Raw genomic sequence first — 25,132 nt, forward strand, 5'->3', positions numbered from 1 at the left:
CATCCGGGCCGGGCTTTTCTCCCCCGCCGATCTTCGCCGGGTCTCCGCAGCGCGGACGAGCCTGCGGCGGGTCTGTTCTGCGCCGGCGCTGCCGTTGGGGGTAACTGACGGCTCCGTCGCTCAGGCTTGCGCCGAGCGCGGCGCGCCGGGGGAGGGGCCGAAGCGGAGGCCGTGCCTTCCGGCATAGGCGCGCAGCCGCCCCGTGGCGCCGCGCTCCAACGCGAGCGCGACATGCCCGTCCGGGCGGACGAGATAGGCCGCCCCGCGCGCGAAGCCCGCCCGTTCCGCGCCGCCGCTCCAATCGAAGCGGTGGAGGGGTAGCGCTAGTTCTTCCAACTCAGCGCCCAGGGCCGCGTCCGCTTCGCCATGCACCTGGACGTGCCAGTCCAGGCTGGTGAGCGGCGCGAAGTTGTCAGGGCCATCGGCCCAGGGCAGGCGGTCGCCGCCGGCGATGCCGCCCGCCCGCCCCTCGGAGAAGGCGCTGTCCGGGTAGTGGATGCGGATCTGCGACGCGAAGCGGAAGAGGGCCCTCCGGCCCGCGGCGAAATGCGCGGCGGCGGGCAGGAGCATCGGCATCGCGGTGGTGCGGAAGAGCGACCCCGCGAAGCCCTCCGCGACGACGGCCCTGAACATCCGGTCCGTCGTCGCGACGAGCTCTCGCGCGAAGGCGATGCGCTCGGGCTCGTAGGTGTCGAGCAGCGCGGGCGGGGCGCGGCCCTGGAGCACCTCCGCAAGCTTCCAGGAGAGGTTCACCGCGTCGCCGATGCCCGTGTTCATGCCCTGGCCGCCGACGGGGCTGTGCAGGTGCCCGGCGTCGCCCAGCAGGAAGGCGCGTCCCCTGCGGAAGCTGCTCGCCACGCGGTGGTGCACGCGATAGGTCGAGAACCAGTTCACCTCGGCCACCTTCACGCCCAGCAGGTGTTCCGCGCTGCCGCGAACCGTCTCGAAGGTCGGCTGCTCGATGCCGTCAGGCACGAAGCCGATCAGGCGTTCCATGTCGCCCTTCCGGGCAGGCAGGCGCAGCGCGAAGGTCTCGGGGCCGGTGGCGAGATGGAAGTCCTTGCCCCGGTCCGGGCTCTCAAGCCGCACATCCGCGACATAGTAGAGGTGCTGGTAGGTGCCGCCGTCGAAGCCCGTGCCGATGCCCTCCCGTACCTTGCTGCGGGCGCCGTCGCAGCCGAGGAGGTAGTCGAAGCGGGCGGTTTCCGCACGTCCCCCGGGAGCGGCAATGGAGGCCTCCACGCCCGTCCCGTCCTGCCTGAAGGAGAGGAGGGAGGTGGCGCGCTCCACCTCCACGCCGCGCTCGCGCAGCCAGGCCACGAGGAGGTGCTCGTGCTCGTCCTGGGGGAGGTCGAGGATGAAGGGATAGGGGCTGAGGCCGCGCCCGATGCCCTTGATGTCGATATGGGCGCGCTCCTGCCCGCCCTCGTGCAGGCGGATGCCCTCCACTTCGGTGCCGGCGGCGACGAGCGCCTCGGCGAGGCCGAGCTGTCGGTAGAATTCGAGCGTGCGGGCATGGACCGCGAGGGCGCGCGATTCCTGGGCCGGGCCCTCGTGCTGGTCGATGAGGCGGAAGGGCACGCCGTGCTGCGCAAGGCGCAGCGCCATGTTGAGGCCGGTGGGCCCGGCGCCGACGATGAGCACGGGGGGATGGGGCATGGCGGCTCTCCCGCTTTGCGCCAAGCATAGGATCCGGCGGGCAGGGCAGGGTAAAATTGTGGCGCGGAAAGCCCAATGGCCTTGCTGCAACATTATCGTCACTTGCAAGCATCACGTCGGCGCCAGATATGTTCGCTCATGGAAAAGGAATACAGCCCGGCTCGCACCCGGGCCTGCGACTAGGGACGCTACCAGGCGACCGAGCCGGCCCGTGCCTTCGCGCGGCCTTTTCCCCTATCTCTCCCCAAGGTTCCGATGACTTCCCTCAGCGGCCGCGTGCCGCTTCTCTTCCCGCGGATCGGTCGCGACGACCTTCCGCGCGTGCTGCAGCTCGAGCTCGACGCCGATCAGGTCGACCGCTTCCTCGGCCCGCTGCCCGAGATCCTTGCCGCCGTGCGCCGGGGGCCTGCCCATCTCATGTTCGGCATTGAGACCATGGGGCGTCTTGCCGGCTTCTTTGTCCTTCACCCCGACCGACGGGACGGCAGGACGTGGTGGCTCGGCTGGCTCGCCCTCGACTGCCGGTTTCAGGGGCTCGGCCATGGCCGGCGTGCCCTGGAGGAGGCGCTGCGGCGCCTTCGCGCCGCCTCGGCCTGCGATCGGGTAAGGCTCCTCGTCGCGCGCGAGAATGCCGGCGCGCTGAAGCTCTACGAGAGGGCGGGCTTCCAAGCGATCGGCTCTCTGCGCGAGACCGGCGAGTTGATCCTCGAATGCGCCCTGCGCGTCGGCGGCTGGCTGAAACGGGGAACGGAACCCTTGCTGGTAAGCGTGCTGGCCAAGGTGAAGCGCGCCTCGGCCCATCGGCGGCTCCGCGCCTCCGTCGGGCCCCACGCCGCCTGGGTGATCGGGGTGGAGCGTGGGCCTCCCGGCCTCGGTGAGACACCGCAGCAATCGGTGAAAGCATAGGCCGCCACCGGTTCCACCGGGCGGTTGCCATTGGCGCGGTTAATGGGCTGCGCAAAGCTCCATATTAGACGGGCCCGGCGAAAAGCTGCGAGGCTATGGGGAGGATCGCGGGTTCCGGCCGGCGCCTTTCCTGCCGCCGCTGCCGGAACTCCGCCGAAGGAGCACCCCCATGGACAATGCCGCGCCCCGCTTCGGCACCGACTGGCCCTCGGCCCGCGACCAGGTGAGCGAGACGGAGTGGCAGGCGCGGCTTGAGCTCGCCGCCTGCTACCGGCTCGTCGAGGCCTACGGCATGACGGACATGATCTACAACCACATCACGCTCCGCATCCCTGGCACGGAGCACCTGCTGATCAACCTTTACGGGCTACTCTACAAGGAGATCACGGCGACCAGCCTCGCGAAGATCGACGTGGAGGGGAACATCATCTGGAAGCCGGACACGGACTACGGGATCAACAAGTCCGGTTACGTCATCCACGGCGCGATCCACAAGGCGCGGCCGGACGTCGCGGCGGTCCTTCACACGCATACGCGGGCGGGCATGGCGGTCGCGGCGATGAAGGAGGGGCTGCTGCCGTTGAACCAGACGGCCATCCGCTTCGTCGGGCATCTCGGCTACCACGACTATGAGGGGCCGGCGATCGACCTCTCGGAGCGCGAGCGCATCGTGCGCGACCTCGGGACGCACGACGCCATGGTGATGCGCAACCACGGGCTGCTGACCTGCGGGGCGACAATCCAGCAGGCCTTCAACACGATGTACCAGTTGGAGATGTCCTGCCGCGCGCAGGTGGATGCGATGGCCGCGCGGACGGAGCTGACGCTGCCCTCCGCCGAGGTGCTTGAGCGGACCGCGCATCTCTACCAGCCGGGCGCGCGGCGGCCCTACGGCGTGCTGGAGTGGCACGCGATGCTGCGGCTGCTCGAGGCGGAGGCGAGGTCTTCGGGCTTTCCGCCCTACTGGGTCTGACGCGCTGATTGCGGCGCAGCCCGCCGGCAGAGCGGGCGCCGCTGCATGGAGAGGAGAGGTGCATGAACCGGTCCATCACGGGGCGGCGCAGCTTGCTCGCGTTCGCGGCCGTCCTGCTGCCCGCCGCCGCTGGCGCGCAGGTCCCGGGCGGCGCGCCCGCTTCCGGCGCCTGGCCCAACCGGCCGATCCGCTTCATCGTGCCCTTCGCCGCCGGCGGGAACAGCGACGTGACGGCGCGACTCTTCGCGGCACGCATTTCGCCGCGTCTTGGGCAGCCGATCGTGGTGGAGAACCGCAGCGGCGCGACGGGGGCGATCGGCACCGAAACGGTCGTGCGAGCCCGGCCCGACGGCTACACGCTCCTCATCGGCAGCCCGGGCTCCATCGTCAACGGGCCCTTGCTGATGGCGGCGCCGCGTTACGACCCGATGACGGACCTCGTGCCGGTCGCGCTGCTCGGCCAGGTGCCGATGGTGATCATCGTCCGGCCGGAACTGCCGGTGCGGAACCTGGCGGAGCTGGTTGCCTTCTCGAAGGAGCGACCGTCCGGGGTCACAATCGGCACCTCGGGCGTCGGCGGGGCGAACCACCTGCCGCTGGAGCTGTTCAAGGCGGCCACGGGCGCCAACCTCGTGCACGTGCCATACCGGGGCGGCGGCTCCACCCTGCCGGACTTCGTGGCGGGCAATGTGGATGGCATCCTCATCGGGTTACCGAGCGTGCTGGACCTTCAGCGGGACGGGCGCGGGCGGATCCTCGGTGTCGCCTCAGCGGCCCGCTCGGTGCAGGTGCCGGAGGTCGCGACCTTCATCGAGCAGGGGCTGGAGGGCTTCCTCGCCGCCTCCTTCGTCGGTCTCTTCGCGCCGGCGGGCACGCCGGAGCCGGTGCTGGGAACCCTGCAGGCAGCGCTGGCGGAGGCGGCAGCGGATCCGGATGTGCTGGCGCGTCTTGCCTCCTTCGGGGCCGATCCGCCGACCGGCGCGGAACTCACCACGCCGGGCGTCGTGGCCTTCCTGCGGGGGGAGGTCGCGAAGGCGCGGCGGGCCATCGCGGTGGCCGGGCTGAAGCCGGAATAGGGGCGCGCCGCTACTCCAAGAGGTAGGGGGCGCCGCATCCGAGGCAGACGGCGCGTAGTTGCGCGGCCAGGCTGCGTGGGATGGGAATGCCCTCGCGCAGCCGCCGCTCGCGGAAAGCCGCCTCGGGGTCTCCGGGAACGAGGACGGGGAGGGCGGGGTCCACCGGCGGCGCGGCGTGCAGCACGTCCACGACCTCGTCGAGATCGGCCTCAAATTCGCCTTCGTCGCGGAAGGCGTCGGGATCAAGGGCAAGGAAGAAGTGCCCGAGATTGTCGGGGTCCTGCGGTCGCTGGGTCCGCACGCGCAGCGGCGAGAAGGAGGCGCCGGAGAGGACGCCGCCGAGGATGTGGACCATCATCGCCAAGCCGTAGCCCTTGTGCGAGGCCGTTTCGGGCCTGCCGCCGAGGGGCGTAAGCCCGCCCTCCTCGCCGCTGCGGATGATGCGGCGGGCCTCCTCCGGATCGCGCACGGGGTTGCCGGTGCCGTCCACCGCCCATCCCTCCGGCAGCGTGCGGCCGTTCAGGCCGTAGACGCGCACCTTGTTCGCGGCGGTGGTGGTGGTCGCCATGTCCAGCCGGAAGGCGCGGTTGCGCGCGGCTGGGGCGGAGAAGGCAATGGGGTTGGTGCCGAGCAGCGCCTTGCGCGCGCGGGTGGGCACCATGCTGATCGTGCGCGTGGCGCTCGTGACGAGGCCGACCAGTCCCTCCGCCGAGGCGAGGGAGGCGTAGTAGCCGGCCGCGCCGAAATGGTGCGAGTTCCGCACGGCGACGACGCCGACACCCGCGGCCTTCGCCTTCTTCATCGCCAGTTGCATGGCCATGACCGAAGCGGGGTGGCCGAGGCCCGCATCGGTGTCCAGCAGTGCCGTGACAGGGTTCTCCCGCACGATCCGGGGGCGGGCCTGGAGGTTCAGCTTCCCGCTCTGGCGCGAGGCGTCATAGTCCATCAGCATCGAGACGCCGTGGCTGTCCACGCCCGCGAGGTCGGTCTCGACCATCACCTCGGCCGTGGTGCGGATCAGGCCGGGCTCCATGCCCCAGGCGGTTAGCACGGCGGTGATCTGCGCGCGGATCGTCTCCGCGGGGACGAGGATCGGCGGTTCAGGCGACACGGGCCCAGGGCTCCTTCCCGGCGAGGACATCGAGAAGCTGCCGCGCCACGGCGAGGGAGCTGTTGCGCTGCGTGTCGAGGGTGCCGCCCGCCGCGTGGGGGGTGCAGACGACGTTAGGCAAATTCACCAGCGGGTTCGCGGTGCCCGGCGGCTCCACCGCGAAGACGTCGAGGCCCGCGCCGAAGAGGCGGCCGGAGACGAGCGCGGTGTGGAGCGCCGCCTCGTCCACGATGCCGCCACGCGCGGCGTTCACGAGGATCGCGCTCGGCTTCATGAGGGCAAGCGCGCTCTCGCCGATCATGCCGCGGGATTCCGGGGTGAGGGGGAGGTGCAGCGTGAGCAGGTCCACCCTCGGCAGCATCTCCTCCAGGCTCGCGGCACGGGTGTGGGGAATGTCTGGCCAGTAATCAGCGGGGACGTAGGGGTCGTAGGCGATCAGTTCGCTCGCGAAGGCGCCGTGCCATTTGCGCGCGACCTTCGTGCCGATATTGCCCATGCCGACGATGCCCACCACGCGGCCCCAGCTTTCCACGCCGAGGAAGTTCTCGCGCAGCACGGGGCCTCCGGCGCGGACCGCGCGGTCCATTTCGGCGATGCGGCGGCCGACGCAGAGCCCGAGGGCGAGGGCCATCTCGGCCACCGCCTCGCTGTTCACGCCGGGGGTGTTGCAGACGGTGATGCCATGCGCCATGGCCGCGGCGAGGTCGATGCTCTCGACCCCGACACCTTGCTTGCAAACGGCGCGCAGCTTCCTTGCCCGCGCGAAGTCCTCCGCCCTCAGCGGGGTGAGGCGGACCATCAGTCCGTCCGCCTCCTCGCGCCAGCGCGCGATACCCGGGTCGTCGCAGCGAATGAGGTCGGCATGCTGGGCCACCAGTTCGAGCCCGGCCTCGTCGAACTGGTCGAGGGCGTAGATCTTCACGCGGCGGGTTCCGCGAGCGCGCGGCGGATGCCGCCGGTCCAGTTGTTCGCGGCGGCCGCAAGGAAGGCGACGTCGGTCTGCGTGGTCACGAAGAGGGCGCCGCGGCGGATCGCCTCGGCCTGGCGGGCCACGTCGCGGTTGCCGCCGCAGCCCGCATGGATGCCGCGCGCGCGGGCGGCCGCGATCACCCGGTCCTGAGCCGCGACGATGCCTGGATCGTCGAACTGGCCGGGCTTGCCCATGTTCATCAGCAGGTCGTTCGAGCCGACATGGAGCACGTCGATCCCTGGCACCGCCGCGATCTCCTCCACGTTCTCCAGCCCCTCCACCGTCTCGATCATGAGGACGAGAAGGGTGGACTCCTGAAGCTGCGGCACGCTCTCGGTCAGCGGCAAGGCGCGGTAGTCGAAATGCGGGTAGCCGCCGCCGACCGAGCGGCGGCCGACGGGCGGGAAGCGTACGGTCTCCACCGCGCGCCGCGCCTGGGCGACCGTGCCGATATCGGGGAAGACGATGCCCGTGACGCCGTTGTCGAGCAGCAGCGATACATCCGGGTCGTCCACGCCGCGCACGCGCACGAGGGGCGCGATGCCGATGGCGAGGGCTGTGTGCGCGATGTTCGCGATCGTCTCGAGGTCGAAGATCGAGTGCTGCGTGTCGATGAAGAGGAAGTCGTGGCCGGTGGCCTTAGCCACGCGCGCGATGTCGGGGGAGCGCGCGAGGCGGACACTCATGCCGAGGGCGGCTTCGCCGGCGTTCAGGCGCGTCTTCACGGGGTTCGCGAGGGAGGCCTGGGGCGGTGCGGGCATGCTGGTCCTGGGGGAAGGGGTCACTCCGGCTTGATCCCCGCGAGCTCGATCGCGCGGCGGGAGCGGGTGATCTCGTTGCGGAGGAAATCGGCCGTGCCGGCTGGGGTCTGCTGCTGCGGGCTGGCGGGTTCGGCGCCGAGGGCGGCGAGGCGCTCGGTCACGGCCGGATCGTTGGTGGCGGCGGCGAGGGCAGCCTGGAGGCGGGTGATCACCTCCTCCGGCGTGCCAGCGGGCGCCCAGAGGCCGGAGAAGGTGTAGAAGACGAAGTCTCGCAGGCCGAACTCGACGAAAGTCTGCGCCTCCGGCACGAGCGGCGCGCGGTGCGCGGAGGTGATGGCGAGGATGCGCGCCTGGCCTTCCCGATGCAGGTCGAGGACGGTGGAGAACTCCGTGAGCAGCCCGTCCACATTGCCGGCGACGAGGTCCGGCGCGGCCGCCCCGCCGCCGCGATAGGGAACATGGACGAGGTTGGCGCCGGTGGCCGCCTTGAACAGCTCCAGCGGCACGTGGTTGGCGCCGCCGACGCCCGAGGTGCCGACCGTGATGCCGGGGCCCTTTTTCGAGAGCTCGACCAGCTCCGCGAGGTTCCTGGCCGGCAGGTTCGCGCGGACAACGAGCACCATCGGCATGAGGCTCATCAGCCCGATGGAGGCGAAGTCGCGCAGGGGGTCGTAGCGCGGGTTGAGCATCAGCAGCGGGCTGTTCACCATGGGTCCGCCGGCGCCCCAGAGAAGGTTGTAGCCGTCGGGCCTGGAGCGGGCGACGACCTCCGCCCCCGCACTGCCGCCGGCGCCCGCGCGGTTCTCCACCACGACGGGCTGGCCCAGGCGCTCGGACATGCGGGGCCCGGCGAGGCGGGCCATGAGGTCGCCGTTACCGCCGGCGGCGAAGGGCACGACGATCCGGATGGGGCGGTCGGGGAAGGCTGCGACGGCTGGCCGGGCCAGGGCGAGCGCGGGCAGGGCGGGGGCGAGGCGCAGCAGATGGCGTCTGGTCGGCATGGGCATCCCCTTCAGTCCGGCCGGATGCCGGCATCGGCCACGACCTTGCGCCATTTCGGCACCTCGTCGGCCAAGCGGGCGGCGAGCGGGCCAGGACCGTCCAGCCGGGCCGTCGCCGCGCCTTCGGCCATGCGCGCCTGGAGGTCGGGCGCGTCGCGGATCACCGCCATCTCCGCGTTGAGGCGGTTCAGCAGCCGCTCCGGCAGGCCCTTGGGCGCCATGAGGCAGAACCAGTTTGGGGCGGCGTAGCCCGGCACCTGCTCCGCGATGGCGGGCACCTCGGGCAGGGCGGGAACACGCTCGGGCATGGTCACGCCGAGAATGCGCGCCTGCCCCTGGCGCACATGCTGGAGGAGTTCGAGCGTGGAACCGAAGATGAGCGACACGTCGCCGGCATAGACGGCGTTCACGGCCTGACTGACGCCGCGATAGGGCACATGGGTCATCTCCACCCCCGCAAGGGCGGCGAAGAGCGCGCCGGCGAGGTGGTTGGCCGAACCGACGCCGCCCGAGGCATAGGTGAGATCACCCGGACGGACCCGTGCATGAGCGAGGAGCTGCGCAAGGGAGGCGAAGGGCGAGGCGTTGCGGACAAGCAGCCCCGAGGGCACGTCGCACATGAGGCTGACCGGATCGAGGTCGCGGATCGGGTCGAAGTTCAGGGCGGGCTGCAGCGTTGGCACGATGGCGATGCCGGCGCTGGTGGCAAGGAAGACGGAGCCGTCCGCCGGCTGCTGCGCCACGTGCTGGGAGCCGATGCCGCCGCCCGCGCCCGGGCGGTTGTCGATGATGAAGCTGGCGCCGAGGCTGCGGCTGAGCCGGTCGCCAATGATGCGGGTGGGGATCTCGATGGGGCTCCCTGGCGCCTGCGGCACGACGAGGCGAACGACGCGGACAGGCCAGGGTTCCTGGGCGCGGGCCGTGTTGGTCGCTGCGCCGAGCCCGCCGGCGGCGACCGCGAGCGCGAGGCTCCTGCGACGCATTGTTCCTCCCCTTGCCCGCGCGGCGCCGCGGTGTTCGGGAAAGACTGCGCTCCCTTCCCATTACCGTCCAATAGGAAAAGGGGCGAAGTCCATTGACTGAGACAATGGGCGCCCTCAACCGCCGTATTGGGCCGCAACGGTCGCCTTCAACTGCTGAACGAAGTGCCCCATGGCGGCCGAGCGTGGGGCGGAGCGGGCGCGCACCAGCAGGGCCGAGACCTCGATGCGCGGGCGGAGGGGGCGGGCGACGAGCCCGGGTAGGGGCATGGAGGCGAGGAGGAAGGGCTCGACCATCGCGACGCCCACGCCGTGGTAGGCCATCATGATGCCGGTCAGCGAGAGGCTGACCTGCACGGCGATGCGGGGCACCACCCCGGCCTCGCTCAGCGCGCGATCCACAGGGCCGCGCAGCAGGGTCTGCGGCAGGTAGGTGATGATGGCGTAGGGCTCGAGGTCGCGCACCTCGATCTCGGCGCGGGCGGCCAGCGGGTGGTCCTCCCGCAGGACGCAGGCGACGCCGGAGCGGACGAGCACCTCCGTCTCGACCTCCGGGTTCACCACGGGCTCGTAGGCGATGCCCAGCTCCACCTCGCGGCTGACCACACGGTCCACCACCTGCGGGGAGGTGAGGGACTGGAGCGCGACGCGCATTCCCGGGCGCGTTTCCATGAAGTCGGCGACGGCCTTGGCGAGATAGCCATTGGCAATGGGGAAGGCCGCGGCGACGGAGAGCGTGCCGAGCCTTCCACCCGCCAGGTCCTGGGTGAGGCGCCCGACGGCGTCCAGCCGGCCGAAGATGGCGGCCACGTCCGGGAAGATGGCCTCCGCCTCCGGCGTCGGGCGCAGCCGGCCGGCAACGCGCTCGAAGAGGCGAATCCGGAGGCTCGCCTCGCAGTGCTTGAGCACCGTGCTGACCGAGGGCTGGGTGACGCCGAGCAGCCGGGCCGCGGCCGTGACTGAGCCGGTGCGCATGATGGCGTAGAAGACCTCCATCTGTCTCAGGTTCATTATCCACCTGCCCTTGCCGGATGCGCAGCGGGCATAAGATCCGTTTATGGGTGCCGGCGGTCAAACGACTGGACTTGGCGGGCGGCCTGACAGACCCTCCGCGCCCGCTGGAGGAACGAACCATGGATGCAGACCGGGCCTCGCCCGCGACCGGGGCCCGCCGCCAGGCGACGGTGCTCGGCGTCACCCACGCGGCGCCGGGCTTCGAGGTGCCGGCGGGTGCCTGCGACTGTCATGTCCACGTCTTCGGTCCGGCGGGGCGCTACCCCTTCGATCCCGGCCGCGCCTATACGCCCGGCGACGCGTCGGTGGAGGAGCTGCTGGCGCTGCACGATGCTCTCGGGCTGGGACGCGTGGTGATCGTCCATCCCAGCCCTTACGGCACGGACAACAGCTGCACGCTGGATGCCTCGCGCCGGTTGGGTGAGCGAGCGCGCGCGGTCGCCGTCATCGATCCGGGCATCGGGACCGAGGAATTGCGGGAGATGCACGCGGCCGGGGTGCGCGGGGTGCGCGTGAACCTCGAGACGGCCGGGCAGCACGATCCCGCGGCCGCGGGCGCGCTGCTGGAGGCCGCTGCACGGCAGGTGGCGCCGCTCGGCTGGCACGTGCAGACCTATACGAACATGGCGGTGATCGGGGCGCTGCACGAGACGCTGATGCGGTTGCCGGTGCCTCTAGTGGTTGACCATTTCGGCCGGGCGCGCGCCGAGGCGGGCACGGGGCAGGCGGGATTTCCCGAGTTGCTCGCGCTGGTGCGCGCCGGGCGGGCCTATGTGAAGATCTCGGCGCCGCATCGCATCTCCGACCGGCCGGACTGCGCCGATGCGGGGCCGCTGGCGCGCGCCCTCTTCGAGGCGAGCCCGGAGCGCGTGGTCTGGGGCAGCGATTGGCCGCATCCGGGCGGCGCGCGGACCGACATCGCGGCCATTGAGCCCTTCAATCGCATCGACGACGGCGCGGCCCTGAACCGGCTGGCCGAGTGGTTCCCGGATGCGGAGGCGCGCCGCCTCATCCTGGTGGAGAACCCGGCGCGGCTCTATGGCTTCGGCTGACAGCATCAAACCCAGCAGCGGATCTGACCCGATGTCCCAGCGCAACGCCATGCACCTGATCGTCCTTCCCGGGGACGGGATCGGTCCCGAGATCACGGCCGCGACGGTGGAGGTGCTGGAGGCGGCGTCGGAGCGCTTCGGGCTTGGGCTGCAGCTTGAGTCCGATATTGCCGGCCACGAAAGTCTGCAGCGGCACGGCATCACCGTGCGGCCGGAGCTGCTGGAGAAGGTGAGGGGGGCCGATGGGCTGGTGCTCGGCCCCATGTCCACCTTCGACTACACGGACGAGAGCAAGGGCGGGATCAACCCTTCCATGTTCTTCCGCAAACGGTTGGACCTGTTCGCCAACGTCCGTCCGGCGCGTACCTATCCGGGGGTGCAGCACCACGCGGTTTTGGACTTCGACCTGATCGTGGTGCGGGAGAATACCGAGGGCTTCTATGCCGACCGTAACATGGAATCGGGTGGCAGCGAGATGCTGGTCACGCCTGATGTCTGCATCTCCCTTCGCCGGATCACACGTGGCTGCTGCGAGCGCATCGCGCGTGCTGCCTTCCGTCTCGCCATGACGCGCCGGAAGCGCGTGAGCGCCGTGCACAAGGCGAATGTGCTGAAGATCGGCGACGGCATGTTCCTCGAAGAGTGCCGCAAGGTGGCGGCGGAGTTCCCCGAGGTGGTGCTGGACGAGTACATCATCGACGCCATGTGCGCCCATGTCGTGCGCGATCCCGCGAGGTTCGACGTGATCGTGACCACCAACATGTTCGGCGACATCCTCTCGGACCTGACGGCGGAGCTTTCGGGCAGCATCGGCCTCGGCGGCTCCGTGAATGCGGGCGCGAGCCATGCGATGGCCCAGGCGGCGCACGGCTCGGCACCCGACATTGCTGGGCAGGACGTGGCCAACCCGCTCTCGCTCATCCTTTCGGCCGCGCAGCTGCTCGACTGGCACGCGGACCGCCTGGGCAGCCAGGCCTTCGCCGGTGCGAGCCGCGCGATCGAGGCGGCAGTGGCGGAGGCCGTGGCGGCCGGTGAATCCACGCAGGACGTGGGCGGAAGGCTGGGTACGGCCGCGACCGGCGCGGGCATCGCCGCGCGGCTGCGCGCCATGCCTGTACCCGCCTGATCTCGCGAAAAAAATGAGAAGGGAGGAGTTCATGGCAGGTGTTTTGACCAGGCGGGCAGCGTCTCTAGCCGCTTTGGGCGCCATGGCTTATGCGGCGGGTGTCCGGGCGCAGGATACCTCCTTCCCGACGCGGCCCGTGCGCATCATCGTCCCCTTCGCGGCGGGTGGCCCGACGGACGTCATCGTGCGGATCATCGCGGAGGCGCTGTCCGAGCGGTGGAAGCAGCCCGTCGTCGTGGAGAACCGCGGTGGCGGCGGCACGATCGTCGGCACCAACGCGCTCGCCCAGGCGGCGGGGGATGGCTACACCATCGGCGTCGCCACCAATTCCTTCGTAATCAACCCCGCGATCCGGCCGCGCCTGCCCTACGACACGGCGCGCGCCTTCACGGCGGTAGGCATGCTCGTCACCTCGCCCTTCGTGCTGGTTGCCTGGCCGGACCTCGCGCCGAAGAACCTCGCGGAGCTGATTGCCTTCGCGAAGCGGGAGAGCAGCCCGATCGCCTATGCCTCGCCCGGACCGGGGACGGGCGGGCAGATGGCGGGTGAGTTGCTGCAGCTGAAGGCGGGCATCCGGATGGAGCACGTGCCTTACAACGGCAGCGCCCCGGCACTGACGGACGTGCTGGCCGGCCGCGTTCCGCTGATGTTCGACCTGTGGAGTTCCGTGCGGCCCTATGTGGAGGCGGGGCGGCTGAAGGTGCTGGCCGTGGCGACGGACGCGCCACTGCCCGACGCGCCGCAATACCCGACAATTGCCACCACCTTCCCCGGCTTCTCGGTGAGCGCCTTTCAGGCGATGGTGGCGCCCGCCGGCACACCGCCCGCGGCGATCAGGCGCATAGCTGCCGACCTGCGGGAGGTCGTCGCCTCTGAGCGCTTCGCGACACAGGTCCGCCCGCTGGGCGTGGAGCCGGCGCCCTCGACGGCGGCGGAGCTGGAGACCTTCCTGCAGGGCGAGATGGCGAAGTGGCGCGAGGTCGCGCGCAGCTCGAACATCGTCCTCGAATGACCATTCAACGCAGCGGGCAGCCCTTGGCCCGATCCGGAGCGTCGATCATGACCAATCAACCGCGAGGTGCTGCCGACCTCGTCGAGGATCGCCCCGCGGAGGGCGTGTTCCGCGTGCATCGCGACGTGTTCCGCGACCCGCATGTGTTTGAGCTGGAGATGGCGCGCATTTTCGAGGGAACGTGGGTCTTCGTGGCGCTGGAAACCCAGGTCGCGCGGCCGAACGACTTCCTCACGACCTATATCGGTCGCCAGCCGGTGCTGCTGACCAGGGATTCCGAGGGGCAGCTTCACCTCTTCCTCAACAGCTGCCGCCACCGCGGCGCGGTGGTCTGCCCCCTACGCAAGGGGCGGCAGAAGTATCATGTCTGTCGTTATCACGGTTGGGCCTACGACAGCGCCGGGCGGAACACCCTCGTGACGGACCGGGAGGACGGGCAGTACCCGGAATCCTTCGACCGCGAGAGCCACGACCTCATCCGCGTTCCCCGCTTCGGCAACTACCGCGGGCTGCTCTTCGCCAGCCTTTCGGAAGACGTGCCGCCGCTGGAGGAGTATCTTGGCGAAGCGCGCGGCATGCTGGATCTCGTGCTCGACCAGAGCTCCACGGGCTGGGAGTTCGTGCCGGGGCCGGTGACCTACACCTACGATGCCAACTGGAAGCTGCAGCTGGAGAACGGGCTGGACTTCTACCACTTCACCTCCACGCACAGCTCCTACGTGGATGTGCTGCAGCAGCGGGCGAAGCGGAACCCTCCCAGCATCAAGCCGCCGCCGGAGACGGACCCGGAGGCGCAGGGCAGCTTCAGCTTCGCCCACGGCCATTCCGTCATGTGGTCCATCCGCAATCCGCCGAGGGGCCTCCGCCCGCTGGCGGTGGACACGGAGCGGCTGGAGGAGGTCCGCGGGCGCGTGGGCCAGGCGCGCGCCAAGTGGATGCTGCGCCAGCGCAACCTGACGATCTTCCCCAACCTGCAGATCATCGACATCGTCTCGCTGCAGCTACGCACCTGGCGTCCGTTGGCGGCGGACCGGACGGAGATGACCTCTCACTGCCTCGCACCGATCGGCGAGAACGCCGAGGCGCGGCGGCTGCGCATCCGGCAGTACGAGGATTTCTTCAACCCGACGGGCCTCGCGACCTCCGACGACAACGTGATGTACGAGTACTGCCAGTCCGGCTACGCGGCCGATACGGATGGGTGGACGCAGGGCTACGCACGTGGCCTGGGGGGCGGCAGCGGCAGCGGCAGCGGCAGCGGCAGCGGCAGCGGCAGCGGCAGCGGCAGCGGCAGCGGCGCCAGCTCGCTCGCCTCGGAGATCGGGATCACACCCTCGGCGGAGGCGGTGGGCACGCTCGGCTTCGGTGACGAGACCTGCTTCCACGCTGCCTATCGCGAATGGCGGCGGCTGGTCTCGGGCGGTGAAGGGACGGCGGCGCGATGATGGATCCTGCCGCCGCGGTGATCTGCGCCGACCTTCTGTACCGCGAGGGACTGCATCTCGACCGGCAGGAATGGGATGCCTGGCTCGCCCTCTATGCCGAGGACGCGGTGTTCTGGATCCCCGCCTGGCTCGACGAGCACCGCACGACGAGCGATCCGGACCGCGAGGTCTCGCTCATCTACCACGACTCCCGTTTCGGCCTCGAGGAGCGGATCATGCGGATCCGGACGCGGAAGTCGGTGACAGCGCTGCCGTTGCCGCGAACCGTGCATATGATCACCAACATCCTGCCCGTTCAGGCTGCGCCGGACACGATCGAGGTGACATCGAGCTGGATCGTGCACGACTTCGACCCCCGCGTGTCGCGGCAGCACATGCTCTTCGGGCGCTACGAGCATGGGCTGCGCCGGGGGGGTGACGGGACATGGCGGATCGCGCGCAAGAAGGTGCTGCTGACCAACGACGTGATCCCGACAGCACTGGACTTCTACAGCGTGTGACGCCTCAGGTCGGGGATGGCGCCGGGAGGTCCGCCTCGATGCCGAGGGCGCGGGCGGCGTTCAGCGAGACCATCTTGCGGATCTCCTCGTCGGAGTAGCCAAGCTTCATGCAGAGCTTGATGCCCCGGCGGAAGCCCTCGATCGGGCTGAACACGCCGGTCTGCCCGAGGTCGGAGCAGAGGATGGTCTGGCCCACGCCGGCCGCATCGATATGCTTGCGCAGATCCTCCTCCTCGCAGGTCTTGAACTTGGATCCTTCGAGGAACATGCAGAGGGAGTGCTCGACGAAGGCACCCATGGCGGCGATGCCGCTCACGTCGTTCATCGAGGCATCGACGATATCCTCCGGATGCGTCAGGACGAGCCGCTTCACGCCGCGCCGGCGTGCTTCCTCGAAGACGAGCCATGTCTCGCTGATGTGCAGGTGGCCGCTGGCGAGAGCGATGTCGTTCCGCGCGACGATGTCGAGAACCTCCTTCACCTCGTCCCGCACAGCCTTGTTGCCGTCGAGAACCGGGATTCCCGCCGCCGGCCGGATCTTCTGGGTGGAGGCCGGGTGGACCCAGCCCGCGGTCTTCTCCCAACGCAAATGGTTCTCGGCCGCGAGGGTCGGCATCCAGACGACCTTGCCGCCCATGGCCGCCATGTGCTCGACGGCGTAGGGATTGAAGCCGCCGACGACGTTGTTGAGCACGATGCTCGAGTAGACCTTGGTCCTCAGCTCGGGATGGTGCCTGGCGATGAGGGCCGCCGTCATCACGCCGCTGTAGTCGTGATCCTTGGTGACGACTGCCGCGAAGCCCGCCTTGGATGCCTCGATGGCGAGTTGCAGGTGGTCGATGCCGCGCTCCGCGATGGAGGGTCCGCTATGGACATGCGGGTCGATCGCACCTTGGAGCAGGGCGTCCACGCGCTGCTCCACCGGGTCGTTGATCGCTGCTTCGGTCATGCTGTCCTCATGGGCTTGGCGCCCGGTGGGGGCCGGAGGCGGGTGCCTGGGGCGGGCCGGAGGTCGTGGAAGGCGGCCTTACGACGGCATCGGGTAGTCGGCCGCGTTGAGCACCCAGCCCGGCTTGTTCGAGAAGTCCTCCCGCGGGGGACAGAAAAGGTCGACCATCTGCCCGGCCTCCTTGGCCTCCGACGTGTGGATTGAGGGCGGCGGGATGACGGTGAGGGAGGGGCCGCGGCAGTATTCGTGCTCGTCGGGCCGCCAGATCGTCATGTCGGTGGTCCAGGGCCAGCGGAGGTGGTGCGTGTAGGCGCCATCGAGCACGAGGGAGCCCTGCTCGAAGTCATCGTGGTGGTGCGGGGACATCTTGCGCGGGTCGCGCGGGCCGTCGGCGGGGTCGAGCACGTTCACCATCAGCGTCGTGCAGCGCCAGATGCGGCCAAAACGCTTCGGATCCGGCGGCACGTCCAGGCTGTAGGCGCGGAAGAGCAGCCCGCCCGGCGGCTCCGGCCAGGGGCGCAGCGGCGGGATGTTCGGGTCGCGCGCAGCATAGGAGGCGGCGTTAGAGCATTTCGCGACGAGGTCTTCCGCCCGCGTCGTGAGGATGCGCACCACGCGGCCAGGTCGCAGCACCTCGATGCGGCTGTTTCCGGGCGGGATGAAGGCGAGGCCGTTGCCGGAGAGGATATGACGGGTGCCGGATACCTCGACCGCGATTTCGGTGCCGGCATCGGGCAGCAGCACGGCGTACTCGTCGGGCTGGGCGTCGCGCGAGAGCAGAGCCCCCGCCTCGGCTTCCGTATAGGCGACAAGGAAGTTCTGCGCCCGCGCGTACCAGTGCCGCGCGGCCGCGTCCTGCTCCACCGGCGGGGTTTCGTAGAAGCGCTCGTAATGCGCGGGGCTGAAGGCGGTCGGCACGGGCGCGGCGCCGGAGGGGGGCGCGGCGAGAGCGGCGCGCGGGTCGGTCTGGTCGTACATGATCAGTGTCCGCTACTGCTTGGGGATGTTCGCTTCCTCGACGATACGGGACCAACGCTCGCCTTCCGTGCGAATGAAGGTTCCAAAATCCTCGGGGGAGGTGAAGGCGGGGGTGACGCCGAGTTCGAGCAGCTTCTCGCGGATCTCGGGCAGGGCGAGGACGCGGCCGATCTCGCTGTTCATTCGCTCCACCACGGCGCGCGGCATTCCGGCGGGGCCGGCGACGCCGTTCCAGGAGCCGACGACGTAGCCTGGAAGGTCGCGCTCCGTGGCCGTGGGAACGTCGGGCAGCAGCGGGTAGCGCTCGGCGGAGGCCATGGCGAGCGCGCGGAGACGCCCGCCCTGGATCTGGCCGAGGACAGGGGCGAGGATCTCGCTGGCAATGTGGACGTCGCCGGTGGTGGTGGCGTTGATGAGATCCGGTGTGGAGCGGTAGGGCACGACGGTCATGTCCGCACCCGCCATGCTGCGAAGCAGCTCCGCGCCAAGGTGCTGCGCGTTGCCGACCGCGATGGAGCCGAGATTGATGCTGCCCGGCTTCGCGCGGGCGGCCTCGATCACGTCCTTCAGCGTTCGGTAGGGGCTGTTGGCCGCCGTCAGCAGCACGTGGTCGAAGGTGGCGACGCGGGCGACGGGGGCGAAGTCACGCTTCGTGTCGTAGGGCAGGCTGCGATAGGTCGCGTCCGCGGTGCTGTTCGTGGTGGTGAGGAGCAGCATCGTGTAGCCGTCGGGCGTGGCGCGGGCCACGGGCTCGGCCGCGACGATCCCCGCGGCACCGGGCCGGTTATCGATGATGATCGGCTGGCCTAGCCCTTCCGAGATCTTCGGCGCGATCATGCGTGCCGTGAGGTCACCCACGCCGCCCGGTGCGAAGCCGAGTACGAGGCGGATCGGGCGGTTGGGCCAGGCGCGCTGTGCCAAGGCGGGCCGGGCAAGTGCGGTGCCGGCGAGAGCAGCGCCGAGCAGGACGCGGCGGGCGATGGTCATCGTTATTCCTCCCTCATGACGTTTTCTGGCCTGTTTTGGGCCGTTCAGCCCTGCTGTTCCGCCGGCACGTAGCGGCGCCAGTTCTCGTCGAGCGGCGGCATCTGCGCGAAGGTCTTGCGCGTGTCGGCGGCGCGGCCCACGAGTGTCTCCGCGGTCAGTCCCTTGGCAGCGAGATAGGCGTCGAGCGATGCCGCGGCGTCGCGCAGCACCCCCGAGCCGCGCAGCATGACCGGTGAGGCGATACCGACGGCGCTCGCCCCGGCGAGCATCATGCGCGCCACGTCGCGCCCGTCCCTCGCGCCGTTGATGCCGATCAGCGCGGCCTCGGGTCCCAGCCTGGCGCGGGTGAGCGCGAGCCAGTGGCAGGTGAGCGGCAGGTTCCAATAGCCGCCGATACCGAGGCTGGTGCCGAGCATCGGCGTCATGCTGTCGAGGTCGGGCACCATGCCGAGCAGCCGCCCCGCCATCACCACGGCGTCGGCCCCGGCCTCGAAAGCGGCCTCGGCCAGTTCGGGAACGCGTTCGGACTGGCCGGTGAGCTTCACCCAGAGGGGCAGCGAGACGGCCCCGCGCATGGCCGCGACCAACTCTCCCACGCGGCTCGGCTGCAGCTCCGTCGTAACCACGCCTTTCGCGGCCTGGCTGGCATAGGGCGTGCCGATGTTGAACTCGAGCGCGCGCAGCCCCGCACTCTCGATCTGGCGCGCCAGGTCCAAGGATGCTGAGAGATCCGCCATGACGAGGCTCGCCACGAGGAGGCAGTCGTGGTCACGGGCGAGCCGGTCCATCGCGACGTTCTGGGCAAGCCATTCATCGAAGCCCATCGGCGACATGCCGGAACGGCTGGCCAGCGTCACTTCGGGCGGGGCGCTGGCATCCCAGGGGACCGGGTTCCAGCCCGCGTCCAGCGCCACGTATTCGGCCCTTCCGAGCTGGTCCTTGCCGGCCATCGTCTCGTTCGTGGACTTCACGACGACGGCGCCGGCGCCGGCCTCGATAGCGGCGCGGATCCCCTCGGCCTCGATCAGGTGCTCGGCCGCGGCGGCGATCACCGGGTTCTTGATGCGGGTCCGGCCGAGACTGGCCTGCAGGCGCGAGGTCACCGGCGGCGTGGCCCCGCCCGCCGGCTGGGGAGCGCGACCGCCGATCGCTGCGAACTGCGCGACATGTTTCTCTCCCATTGAGTTTTCGGTTCGCGACCAAGGAACGCTGTTCCAGAACTGGTAGGTGTCCGGCCTCGGGGGGTCAAGCAGATTATGAAGGACTCGACAGGCCCAACCACATCATCCATATGGTGTTCTCCTCTCGCGAACAGCAGGATCGTCATGCCAGCACCGCGAAATCTTGATCCGCCCGGCGTACGGGCCGCTGATACGGTGCTTTCCGTGCTCGAGACTGTCGCCTGGGCGGGGGAGCCGATCGGCGTCACGCAAATCGCGCAATCGCTGAATGCGACGAAGAGCGCGATCTTCCGCCATCTCCAGACGCTCGCGGACCGCGTCTACGTGATCCAGGACGCTGACACGAACCGCTACCGGCTTGGGCCGCGCGCTTTCCTGCTCGGTTACCTGGCGCCCCGGTCCTGGGACCTGGCGCAGACGCTGGATGGGCCGATGCGGGAGTTGCGGGATGCCGTAGGATCGGCGGTGGTCCTGAGCACGCCTACACCGCAGGGCGCGCTCGTCGTTTCTACCCTCCCCGGAACCCATCCGATCGAGATCGGGGTGCGCCCGGGCAGCGAACTCGCGCTGCACGCCTCCGCGCAGGGAAAGGTGCTTCTCGCGTTCGGATCCAAGGCCGCGTCGGATCGCGTGCTGCGGGGGCCGCTCGCCCCGCTCACGGACCGCACGATCACGGACCCGGGCAGCCTGGCGGCGGAGCTCGCCCGCATCCGGGAGCAGGGCTACGCGACGGCGCCGGAGGAGACGCTGCTGGGCTGCAACGCGCTGGCGGTGCCGATCTACGACCACGAGGACAGGCTCGTGGCCTCGATTGCCCTGGTGGGGTCGATCCAGCACATCACGACGGTGCCGGGCCCGCCGCTGATCAGCGCCATCCGCCTCGTGGCGGAGAGGGCCTCGCGGCTGCTGGGGCAGGGGCTCGGAACGCGCGTGGCGGCGCCCGCGGAGCGCCGGCGCTGACCGCGTCGTGGCGCGTCAGTGGCTAAGGAGGCAGCATAGCTCGGCGCGCTGGAGCAGGTCCCGCGTCACCCCGAAGACCGGTTCTCGCCCAGTGGCGGTTTCGAGATCGCGATGGATATGCGCCTACCGGTCGCTCCTCAGCCCACCCGGACGGTCATGGCGCCGATCCCGCTGATGGCCGCCTGCATCACGTCGCCCGGGCGGATCGGCCCCACGCCCTCCGGCGTGCCGGTGAGGATGAGGTCGCCCGGCTCCAGCGTGTAGAAGCGAGAGGCGAAGACGATCAGTTCGGGGATGTCGAGGAGGAGGTCGCGCGTGTTGGCGCGCTGCCGCGGCTCACCGTTCACGCTGAGGGAAAGGTCGAGGGCGGCGGGGTCGGCGATCTCGTCGGCCGTCACCATCCAGGGGCCGAGGACGGTGTAGCCGTCGGGCGACTTGCGCATGCTCCGCTCCTCCGGGCCGCGGATGGTGATGTCGAGGCCGATGGCGTAGGCGACGACGTGGCTCATCGCGGTCTCGCGCGTCGCGTTCTTGCAGCGGGTACCAATGATGGCGGCAAGCTCCACCTCGTGGTCCGTACGGCGCTCGGGCTGGACGAGGTGGAGCGTGTCCGAGGCGCCCGCGAGGGAGGAGGTCGCCTTCAGGAAGAGGCCCGTCTCCTCGATCTTCCGGACATGGGCGGCGTGGAAGGTTGCGGGGTCCGCTTCGGCCTCCTCGAGGTGCTTGCGGTAGTTGACCGGCGCCGCAACGATCTTGCCGGGATTGGCCACGGGCGGGCGCAGCCGAACCGAGGCGACCGGCACGCCCGGAGCCTGGCCCGCCAGCGCCAGGATGGGTGCGCGCAGTTCCGGCAGGGCGGCGACCAGCAGGTCGTGGCGCGGCAGCGGGTAACGGCCGGCGGGCAGCGCGTCGAGCACGGCGGAGACGTCGTGCACCAGCTCCCCCTGGACGAGGCCAAGCCGGTTGTCGTCGAAAAAGCAGAGGCGCATCGGAAGGGCTCCGGTAAGGGCGGCAAGGCTTGGTAGAGGAAAGCGCCGCCCGCCGTCGATGGGGCGCCCGCCTCAGCCGCAGCGGTGCAGGCCGGCCGCGTAGAAGTCCCGCAGCGCCTTCCGCAGGGGTGCGGTGGCCTCCCGCCAGTTGCGCGCGCCCTCGGCGCCGTGCCGTGCCTGGGCATCCAGTTCCGCCTGGAGGGCCGGAAGATCGAGGCCGGTGAGGGCGCCGTCCCGCACCACCTCCCGCCCCGCCACCACCATCCGGCGCAGGGCGCCACGGGTGGCGCGCTGGGCGACGAGGGCGGCGTCCGGGCTTTCGAGCACGAGGTCGGCCGCGAGGGCGGCGCGGTCCAGCAGCATGATGTCGGCGGGCGCGCCCTCCGCCATCGGTTCCGCGGGCGGCTGACCGGTGACCGCCTGCCGGCCTCCGGCGCAGGCGGCGCTGAACAGGGCGTCCAGCGGCAGGCCTTCGTCCTGCGAGGTGCCGCGGTGGAGAAGGGCGTTCAGGCGCAGCTCCCGAAAGGCGTCATCGTCGTCGTCCACGGTGAAGCCGTCGAGCCCGGTCGCGAGCGGGACGCCGCGGCGGTGCATCTCGGCCATAGGCGGGATGCCGTTGCGCAGGTGCAGGTTGGAGCTCGTGTTGACGGAAACCGTCACGCCTCGCTCGGCCAGCAGCTCCATCTCGTCCGGCCGCAGCAGGGTGCAGTGGGCGAGGGAGAGGCGCGGTGAGAGGAGGCCGAGGCGGTCCAGGTGGTGGACCGGCCCCTCCGGGTGCTCCGCGTCGAGGTACTCCCGTTGGATGCGCGATTCGAGCAGGTGCATGTGGATGCGCCGGCCTGTGGTGGCGGAGCGCTCGGCGATGGCCGAGAGAAGCGCGTCCGAGCACCATTCGAGGCCGTAGGGGCCGTATTGCACCGTGACTAGCGGGTCGTTGCAGCTCTCGGCGAGGGCGTCGGCGAGGCGCAGTTGCTCGGCCGGCGGGCGCGGCGGGGTGAGGAGGCGCGTCTCCACCAGCGCCCGGGTTTCGGGCGGCAGGCGGGCGAGAATTACCTCGTCCGGCGCGTAGCCGAGCGCGTTGCGGTCGCGCATGGAAACCGCGATCGCCACGCGCACGCCGACGGCGCGAGCGGCGCGCACCACGTCCCGCAGCTCCTCCTCCAGCCGTGCCGGATTCTGGGGGCGGGTGTAGTGCACCATGATGGCGCCGCAGCCGCCGAGGGCCTGACGCCCGAGGGCGGCGGCGACCACCAGCCAGGGGTCGCAGACCGGCGCGCCCGTCATGGTGGCGAGCCAGATCTCCAGCGGCAGGTCGAAGGCCGCGAGTGCCGTTGGGCGGATGCCGCGCGCGTGGTCGTGCGCGTTTGCGAAGGGCGGCATGAGGATGTTGGCCGCGGCCTCTGGCCCGGCGGGCTCGGCCATGGCGACACGGTCAGCACGCAAGGTCAGGCGCAAGGGGGCGCAGGCCGCGCAGCCCTCTCCGAAGCGCAGCGGGCGGCCCTCGAGGATCAATGCCGGGCCCCGTGGTCGAGGAGGAGGCCATCGATCTCCAGCGGGTGCCGGCGCGCGCGGGCGTCGAGGGCGAGCAGCGCCTTGACCAACGGCGCCCGGCGGGTGCGGAGGGCGGTGTACTCGGCGGCCATGGCGACGTGGGCGCCCTCCGCCTCGGCAGCGAGGGCGGCGGGGTCGAAGCGGGTGGGACGGCCGTTGCGCAGGAGAAGTTCGCCCTCCACCAGCACGTGGCGGAGCGAGCGCGCGGGCTCGGCGTGGACGAGCTGGCGGACCGCGCTGTTGAGCGGCACCCAGGCGGGGTCCGAAAGATCGAAGAGGGCGAGGTCGGCGCGGTGGCCGGGCCGCAACCCGCCGACGGTGCCACCGAGGCCGAGCGCGCGGGCGCCGCCGAGCGTCGCGGCGCGGAAGGCCGAGGCCGCCGCCTCCTCCGGCGCGGCGGATTGGAGGGAGAGGTACAGCGCGGCAAAGCGCATGGCGGAGAGAAGGCTCTGCGCGTCGCCCGCGCTGCTGTTGTCGCAGCCGAGCGCGATGCCGGCGCCGGCACTCGCATACTGACGCAGCGGGGCCGCCCCGTTCAGCAGCCGGAGGTTGGCGACGGGGTTGTGCGCGAGGTGGCCGCCGGCCTCGGCCAGCCGTCCGATCTCCTCCGGCGTAATCCAGACGCCGTGGGCGATGACCAGCCGCTCGTTCAGCAGGCCGTGGCGGGCGAGGTGGTTGAGGAGGGAGCCGCCGTCCTCGCCATAGGCGGTGCGGGCGAGCACGGCCTGGGCGCGGGTCTCGTAGAGATGGGTGCAGACGGGCAAGCCGCGCTCGCGCGAGAGGCCGGCGGCCCATCGGAGTAGCGTGGGTGAGCAGCGCTGCGGCGCGGAGGGGGCGAGGACGCTGCCGAGCAGGCGGCCGCTCACGGCGTCGAGCAGAGATTCGACAAGGCGCATGCCCGGCGCGGGGTCGCTCGCACGTGGAAGGGAGGCGAGGATGTCGGGCGGCAGGACCTCGGCGGCGAAAGGCAGGGTTTCCGCCATGCCGCGATCGGCGAGCTGCCAGCCGAGCAGGGCGCGCAGGCCGATGGCGCGGTGGCCCTCGATCACTGCCTCCGCCTGCGCGCGGTCGGCGCCCTGGAGGGTCACCATGTCCTGCACGGTGGTGATGCCGTGCATGAGGCATTCGGCCGCGTGAAGGCGGGTGCGGAGATGGACCTCGGCGTCCGGACGGCGCGACCAGGCGGAGGGGAAGGAGAGGGCGCCCCAGGCATCCAGCGGCAACCCCTCGAAGAGGCCGCGCAGGAGCGTGTCGTGCGAGTGGGAATGCGCGTTGACGAGGCCGGGTGTGAGGAGGAGCCCGGCCGCCTCCAGCCGAGGCGCACCGGCGCCGCGCGCGGTGGCTTCGGCGCCGAGGGCGGCAATGCGCCCATCCTCGATGAGGAGGTCGGCGGTAGGCGGGCGGTGGAGGTCGTCGCTCTCGGGGTCGAGCAGCCGCGCGCCGGCGATGAGGAGGCGGTTCATGCGCGCAGCACCGCGGCGGCGGCTTCCACGGCGTCCACGATGGCGTGGTAGCCGGTGCAGCGGCAGTAGTTGCCCGACAGCGCCTCGCGGATCTCGGTGCGTGTGGGGGCGGGGTTCGTGGCCAGCAGCTCGGCGGCTTGGAGGAGCATCCCCGGCGTGCAGAAGCCGCATTGCAGGGCGGCGCGGTTGAAGAAGGCGTCCTGCAGGGCGCGGATGCGGCCGGTCTCGGTGGCGCCCTCGATCGTCTCGACGCGGGCACCGTCCGCCTGCACGGCGAGCATGAGGCAACCGCGCACCACGCGCCCGTCCACCTGCACGTGGCAGGCGCCGCAGACTCCATGCTCGCAGCCAACATGGCTGCCGGTGAGGCCCTGCCCATGGCGCAGCCAGTCCACGAGGTTCTGGCGCAGCGGCACGCGGGCGCGGATCGGCTCGCCGTTCAGGGTGAGGGCGATCTCGGCGGTGGGTTCGTCCGGGTGGTCCATGGG

General features: G+C 70.7%; 24 protein-coding genes. 9 read left to right on the top strand and 15 right to left on the bottom strand.

All coding sequences use genetic code 11. The features are described from left to right. Positions 1 to 120: 120 nt before the first annotated feature. Entirely contained in the window at positions 121 to 1,659 is a 1,539-nt protein-coding gene (locus BO39_RS01740) for an FAD-dependent monooxygenase (RefSeq protein WP_043829330.1), read from the bottom strand. Positions 1,660 to 1,914: 255 nt separating this feature from the next. Here BO39_RS01740 and BO39_RS29555 point away from each other — a divergent pair, with 255 nt between their 5' ends. From BO39_RS29555 to BO39_RS01755, 3 genes are all read left to right on the top strand, one after another. Beyond that, positions 1,915 to 2,565, top strand: a complete 651-nt coding sequence (locus BO39_RS29555) for a GNAT family N-acetyltransferase (RefSeq protein WP_052401302.1) — start codon at positions 1,915 to 1,917, stop codon at positions 2,563 to 2,565. A gap of 169 nt (positions 2,566 to 2,734) precedes the next feature. Further along, positions 2,735 to 3,538, top strand: coding sequence for a class II aldolase/adducin family protein (locus BO39_RS01750; RefSeq protein WP_052401303.1), 804 nt, complete (start codon positions 2,735 to 2,737; stop codon positions 3,536 to 3,538). A 62-nt stretch (positions 3,539 to 3,600) separates the two neighbouring features. After that, complete coding sequence (locus BO39_RS01755) at positions 3,601 to 4,614, top strand: Bug family tripartite tricarboxylate transporter substrate binding protein (protein WP_043829332.1); 1,014 nt, start codon at positions 3,601 to 3,603, stop codon at positions 4,612 to 4,614. Between the two features lie 10 nt (positions 4,615 to 4,624). Here BO39_RS01755 and BO39_RS01760 read toward each other — a convergent pair whose 3' ends face one another. The 6 genes from BO39_RS01760 to BO39_RS01785 form a co-directional block, all read right to left on the bottom strand. Beyond that, positions 4,625 to 5,725, bottom strand: coding sequence for an Ldh family oxidoreductase (locus BO39_RS01760; RefSeq protein WP_211257345.1), 1,101 nt, complete (start codon positions 5,723 to 5,725; stop codon positions 4,625 to 4,627). After that, positions 5,715 to 6,647: an NAD(P)-dependent oxidoreductase gene (locus BO39_RS01765; protein WP_043829334.1), complete on the bottom strand. Its 933-nt coding sequence runs from the start codon at positions 6,645 to 6,647 to the stop codon at positions 5,715 to 5,717. The genes BO39_RS01760 and BO39_RS01765 overlap by 11 nt, the downstream gene beginning before the upstream one ends. Beyond that, positions 6,644 to 7,456 carry an HpcH/HpaI aldolase family protein gene (locus tag BO39_RS01770; protein ID WP_043829336.1) on the bottom strand — a complete coding sequence of 271 codons (813 nt, stop codon included), beginning with the start codon at positions 7,454 to 7,456 and terminating at the stop codon, positions 6,644 to 6,646. The genes BO39_RS01765 and BO39_RS01770 overlap by 4 nt, the downstream gene beginning before the upstream one ends. A 20-nt stretch (positions 7,457 to 7,476) precedes the next feature. Then, the gene (locus BO39_RS01775) at positions 7,477 to 8,457 is read right to left on the bottom strand and encodes a Bug family tripartite tricarboxylate transporter substrate binding protein (RefSeq protein ID WP_043829804.1); all 981 of its coding nucleotides are present in this window, start codon (positions 8,455 to 8,457) and stop codon (positions 7,477 to 7,479) included. An 11-nt stretch (positions 8,458 to 8,468) separates the two neighbouring features. Continuing rightward, positions 8,469 to 9,440: a tripartite tricarboxylate transporter substrate-binding protein gene (locus tag BO39_RS01780; protein ID WP_043829338.1), complete on the bottom strand. Its 972-nt coding sequence runs from the start codon at positions 9,438 to 9,440 to the stop codon at positions 8,469 to 8,471. A 114-nt stretch (positions 9,441 to 9,554) separates the two neighbouring features. Continuing rightward, a complete protein-coding gene (locus BO39_RS01785) occupies positions 9,555 to 10,448 on the bottom strand; it encodes a LysR family transcriptional regulator (RefSeq protein WP_052401305.1) in 894 nt (297 codons plus the stop codon). Between the two features lie 122 nt (positions 10,449 to 10,570). Here BO39_RS01785 and BO39_RS01790 point away from each other — a divergent pair, with 122 nt between their 5' ends. The 5 genes from BO39_RS01790 to BO39_RS01810 all read left to right on the top strand — a co-directional run bounded on the left by BO39_RS01790 (position 10,571) and on the right by BO39_RS01810 (position 15,586). After that, on the top strand, positions 10,571 to 11,503 hold the full coding sequence (locus tag BO39_RS01790) for an amidohydrolase family protein (RefSeq protein ID WP_084697755.1): 933 nt from the start codon (positions 10,571 to 10,573) through the stop codon (positions 11,501 to 11,503). Between the two features lie 31 nt (positions 11,504 to 11,534). Next, positions 11,535 to 12,629, top strand: coding sequence for an isocitrate/isopropylmalate dehydrogenase family protein (locus BO39_RS01795; RefSeq protein ID WP_211257346.1), 1,095 nt, complete (start codon positions 11,535 to 11,537; stop codon positions 12,627 to 12,629). A gap of 82 nt (positions 12,630 to 12,711) precedes the next feature. Then, positions 12,712 to 13,641 (top strand): tripartite tricarboxylate transporter substrate binding protein, encoded by a 930-nt coding sequence (locus tag BO39_RS01800; protein ID WP_052401306.1) that lies wholly within the window; start codon positions 12,712 to 12,714, stop codon positions 13,639 to 13,641. A gap of 47 nt (positions 13,642 to 13,688) precedes the next feature. After that, complete coding sequence (locus BO39_RS01805) at positions 13,689 to 15,086, top strand: aromatic ring-hydroxylating oxygenase subunit alpha (protein WP_043829342.1); 1,398 nt, start codon at positions 13,689 to 13,691, stop codon at positions 15,084 to 15,086. Next, positions 15,083 to 15,586, top strand: coding sequence for an aromatic-ring-hydroxylating dioxygenase subunit beta (locus BO39_RS01810; RefSeq protein WP_052401307.1), 504 nt, complete (start codon positions 15,083 to 15,085; stop codon positions 15,584 to 15,586). The genes BO39_RS01805 and BO39_RS01810 overlap by 4 nt, the downstream gene beginning before the upstream one ends. A 4-nt stretch (positions 15,587 to 15,590) precedes the next feature. Here BO39_RS01810 and BO39_RS01815 read toward each other — a convergent pair whose 3' ends face one another. The 4 genes from BO39_RS01815 to BO39_RS01830 all read right to left on the bottom strand — a co-directional run bounded on the left by BO39_RS01815 (position 15,591) and on the right by BO39_RS01830 (position 19,681). Further along, a complete protein-coding gene (locus BO39_RS01815) occupies positions 15,591 to 16,535 on the bottom strand; it encodes a DUF6282 family protein (protein ID WP_043829345.1) in 945 nt (314 codons plus the stop codon). A 78-nt stretch (positions 16,536 to 16,613) separates the two neighbouring features. After that, positions 16,614 to 17,513, bottom strand: coding sequence for a cupin domain-containing protein (locus tag BO39_RS01820; protein ID WP_043829347.1), 900 nt, complete (start codon positions 17,511 to 17,513; stop codon positions 16,614 to 16,616). A gap of 12 nt (positions 17,514 to 17,525) precedes the next feature. Then, positions 17,526 to 18,500 carry a Bug family tripartite tricarboxylate transporter substrate binding protein gene (locus tag BO39_RS01825; RefSeq protein ID WP_043829349.1) on the bottom strand — a complete coding sequence of 325 codons (975 nt, stop codon included), beginning with the start codon at positions 18,498 to 18,500 and terminating at the stop codon, positions 17,526 to 17,528. Between the two features lie 44 nt (positions 18,501 to 18,544). Next, complete coding sequence (locus BO39_RS01830) at positions 18,545 to 19,681, bottom strand: beta/alpha barrel domain-containing protein (RefSeq protein WP_084697757.1); 1,137 nt, start codon at positions 19,679 to 19,681, stop codon at positions 18,545 to 18,547. Positions 19,682 to 19,825: 144 nt separating this feature from the next. Between BO39_RS01830 and BO39_RS01835 the strand changes: the two genes are divergently transcribed. Further along, positions 19,826 to 20,641, top strand: a complete 816-nt coding sequence (locus BO39_RS01835) for an IclR family transcriptional regulator (RefSeq protein WP_052401308.1) — start codon at positions 19,826 to 19,828, stop codon at positions 20,639 to 20,641. Positions 20,642 to 20,778: 137 nt separating this feature from the next. On the opposite strand, the gene BO39_RS01840 is transcribed toward BO39_RS01835, so the two are convergent. The 4 genes from BO39_RS01840 to BO39_RS01855 all read right to left on the bottom strand — a co-directional run bounded on the left by BO39_RS01840 (position 20,779) and on the right by BO39_RS01855 (position 25,129). After that, complete coding sequence (locus tag BO39_RS01840) at positions 20,779 to 21,630, bottom strand: fumarylacetoacetate hydrolase family protein (RefSeq protein ID WP_043829351.1); 852 nt, start codon at positions 21,628 to 21,630, stop codon at positions 20,779 to 20,781. A gap of 72 nt (positions 21,631 to 21,702) precedes the next feature. Continuing rightward, positions 21,703 to 23,142 carry an amidohydrolase family protein gene (locus BO39_RS01845; protein WP_052401309.1) on the bottom strand — a complete coding sequence of 480 codons (1,440 nt, stop codon included), beginning with the start codon at positions 23,140 to 23,142 and terminating at the stop codon, positions 21,703 to 21,705. Beyond that, positions 23,139 to 24,644 (bottom strand): amidohydrolase family protein, encoded by a 1,506-nt coding sequence (locus BO39_RS01850; RefSeq protein WP_043829353.1) that lies wholly within the window; start codon positions 24,642 to 24,644, stop codon positions 23,139 to 23,141. The genes BO39_RS01845 and BO39_RS01850 overlap by 4 nt, the downstream gene beginning before the upstream one ends. Then, positions 24,641 to 25,129 carry a (2Fe-2S)-binding protein gene (locus tag BO39_RS01855; RefSeq protein ID WP_043829355.1) on the bottom strand — a complete coding sequence of 163 codons (489 nt, stop codon included), beginning with the start codon at positions 25,127 to 25,129 and terminating at the stop codon, positions 24,641 to 24,643. Before BO39_RS01855 ends, BO39_RS01850 begins: the two co-directional genes overlap by 4 nt. Between the last annotated feature and the right edge of the window lie 3 nt (positions 25,130 to 25,132).

The sequence above is a fragment of the Roseomonas aerilata DSM 19363 genome (genome assembly GCF_000711725.1).
GTDB classification, from domain to species: domain Bacteria; phylum Pseudomonadota; class Alphaproteobacteria; order Acetobacterales; family Acetobacteraceae; genus Roseomonas; species Roseomonas aerilata.

Excerpts from the sequence above, each read along its gene's own strand:
- BO39_RS01755 (WP_043829332.1), top strand. The coding sequence starts at position 3,601 with ATGAACCGGTCCATCACGGGGCGGCGCAGCTTGCTCGCGTTCGCGGCC.
- BO39_RS01840 (WP_043829351.1), bottom strand. The coding sequence starts at position 21,630 with ATGCGCCTCTGCTTTTTCGACGACAACCGGCTTGGCCTCGTCCAGGGG.
- BO39_RS01800 (WP_052401306.1), top strand. The coding sequence starts at position 12,712 with ATGGCTTATGCGGCGGGTGTCCGGGCGCAGGATACCTCCTTCCCGACG.
- BO39_RS01740 (WP_043829330.1), bottom strand. The coding sequence starts at position 1,659 with ATGCCCCATCCCCCCGTGCTCATCGTCGGCGCCGGGCCCACCGGCCTC.
- BO39_RS01790 (WP_084697755.1), top strand. The coding sequence starts at position 10,571 with ATGGATGCAGACCGGGCCTCGCCCGCGACCGGGGCCCGCCGCCAGGCG.
- BO39_RS01785 (WP_052401305.1), bottom strand. The coding sequence starts at position 10,448 with ATGAACCTGAGACAGATGGAGGTCTTCTACGCCATCATGCGCACCGGC.
- BO39_RS01795 (WP_211257346.1), top strand. The coding sequence starts at position 11,535 with ATGTCCCAGCGCAACGCCATGCACCTGATCGTCCTTCCCGGGGACGGG.
- BO39_RS01825 (WP_043829349.1), bottom strand. The coding sequence starts at position 18,500 with ATGACCATCGCCCGCCGCGTCCTGCTCGGCGCTGCTCTCGCCGGCACC.
- BO39_RS01775 (WP_043829804.1), bottom strand. The coding sequence starts at position 8,457 with ATGCCGACCAGACGCCATCTGCTGCGCCTCGCCCCCGCCCTGCCCGCG.
- BO39_RS01810 (WP_052401307.1), top strand. The coding sequence starts at position 15,083 with ATGATGGATCCTGCCGCCGCGGTGATCTGCGCCGACCTTCTGTACCGC.
- BO39_RS01780 (WP_043829338.1), bottom strand. The coding sequence starts at position 9,440 with ATGCGTCGCAGGAGCCTCGCGCTCGCGGTCGCCGCCGGCGGGCTCGGC.
- BO39_RS01850 (WP_043829353.1), bottom strand. The coding sequence starts at position 24,644 with ATGAACCGCCTCCTCATCGCCGGCGCGCGGCTGCTCGACCCCGAGAGC.
- BO39_RS01820 (WP_043829347.1), bottom strand. The coding sequence starts at position 17,513 with ATGTACGACCAGACCGACCCGCGCGCCGCTCTCGCCGCGCCCCCCTCC.
- BO39_RS01855 (WP_043829355.1), bottom strand. The coding sequence starts at position 25,129 with ATGGACCACCCGGACGAACCCACCGCCGAGATCGCCCTCACCCTGAAC.
- BO39_RS01805 (WP_043829342.1), top strand. The coding sequence starts at position 13,689 with ATGACCAATCAACCGCGAGGTGCTGCCGACCTCGTCGAGGATCGCCCC.
- BO39_RS01750 (WP_052401303.1), top strand. The coding sequence starts at position 2,735 with ATGGACAATGCCGCGCCCCGCTTCGGCACCGACTGGCCCTCGGCCCGC.
- BO39_RS29555 (WP_052401302.1), top strand. The coding sequence starts at position 1,915 with ATGACTTCCCTCAGCGGCCGCGTGCCGCTTCTCTTCCCGCGGATCGGT.
- BO39_RS01770 (WP_043829336.1), bottom strand. The coding sequence starts at position 7,456 with ATGCCCGCACCGCCCCAGGCCTCCCTCGCGAACCCCGTGAAGACGCGC.
- BO39_RS01830 (WP_084697757.1), bottom strand. The coding sequence starts at position 19,681 with ATGGGAGAGAAACATGTCGCGCAGTTCGCAGCGATCGGCGGTCGCGCT.
- BO39_RS01835 (WP_052401308.1), top strand. The coding sequence starts at position 19,826 with ATGCCAGCACCGCGAAATCTTGATCCGCCCGGCGTACGGGCCGCTGAT.
- BO39_RS01815 (WP_043829345.1), bottom strand. The coding sequence starts at position 16,535 with ATGACCGAAGCAGCGATCAACGACCCGGTGGAGCAGCGCGTGGACGCC.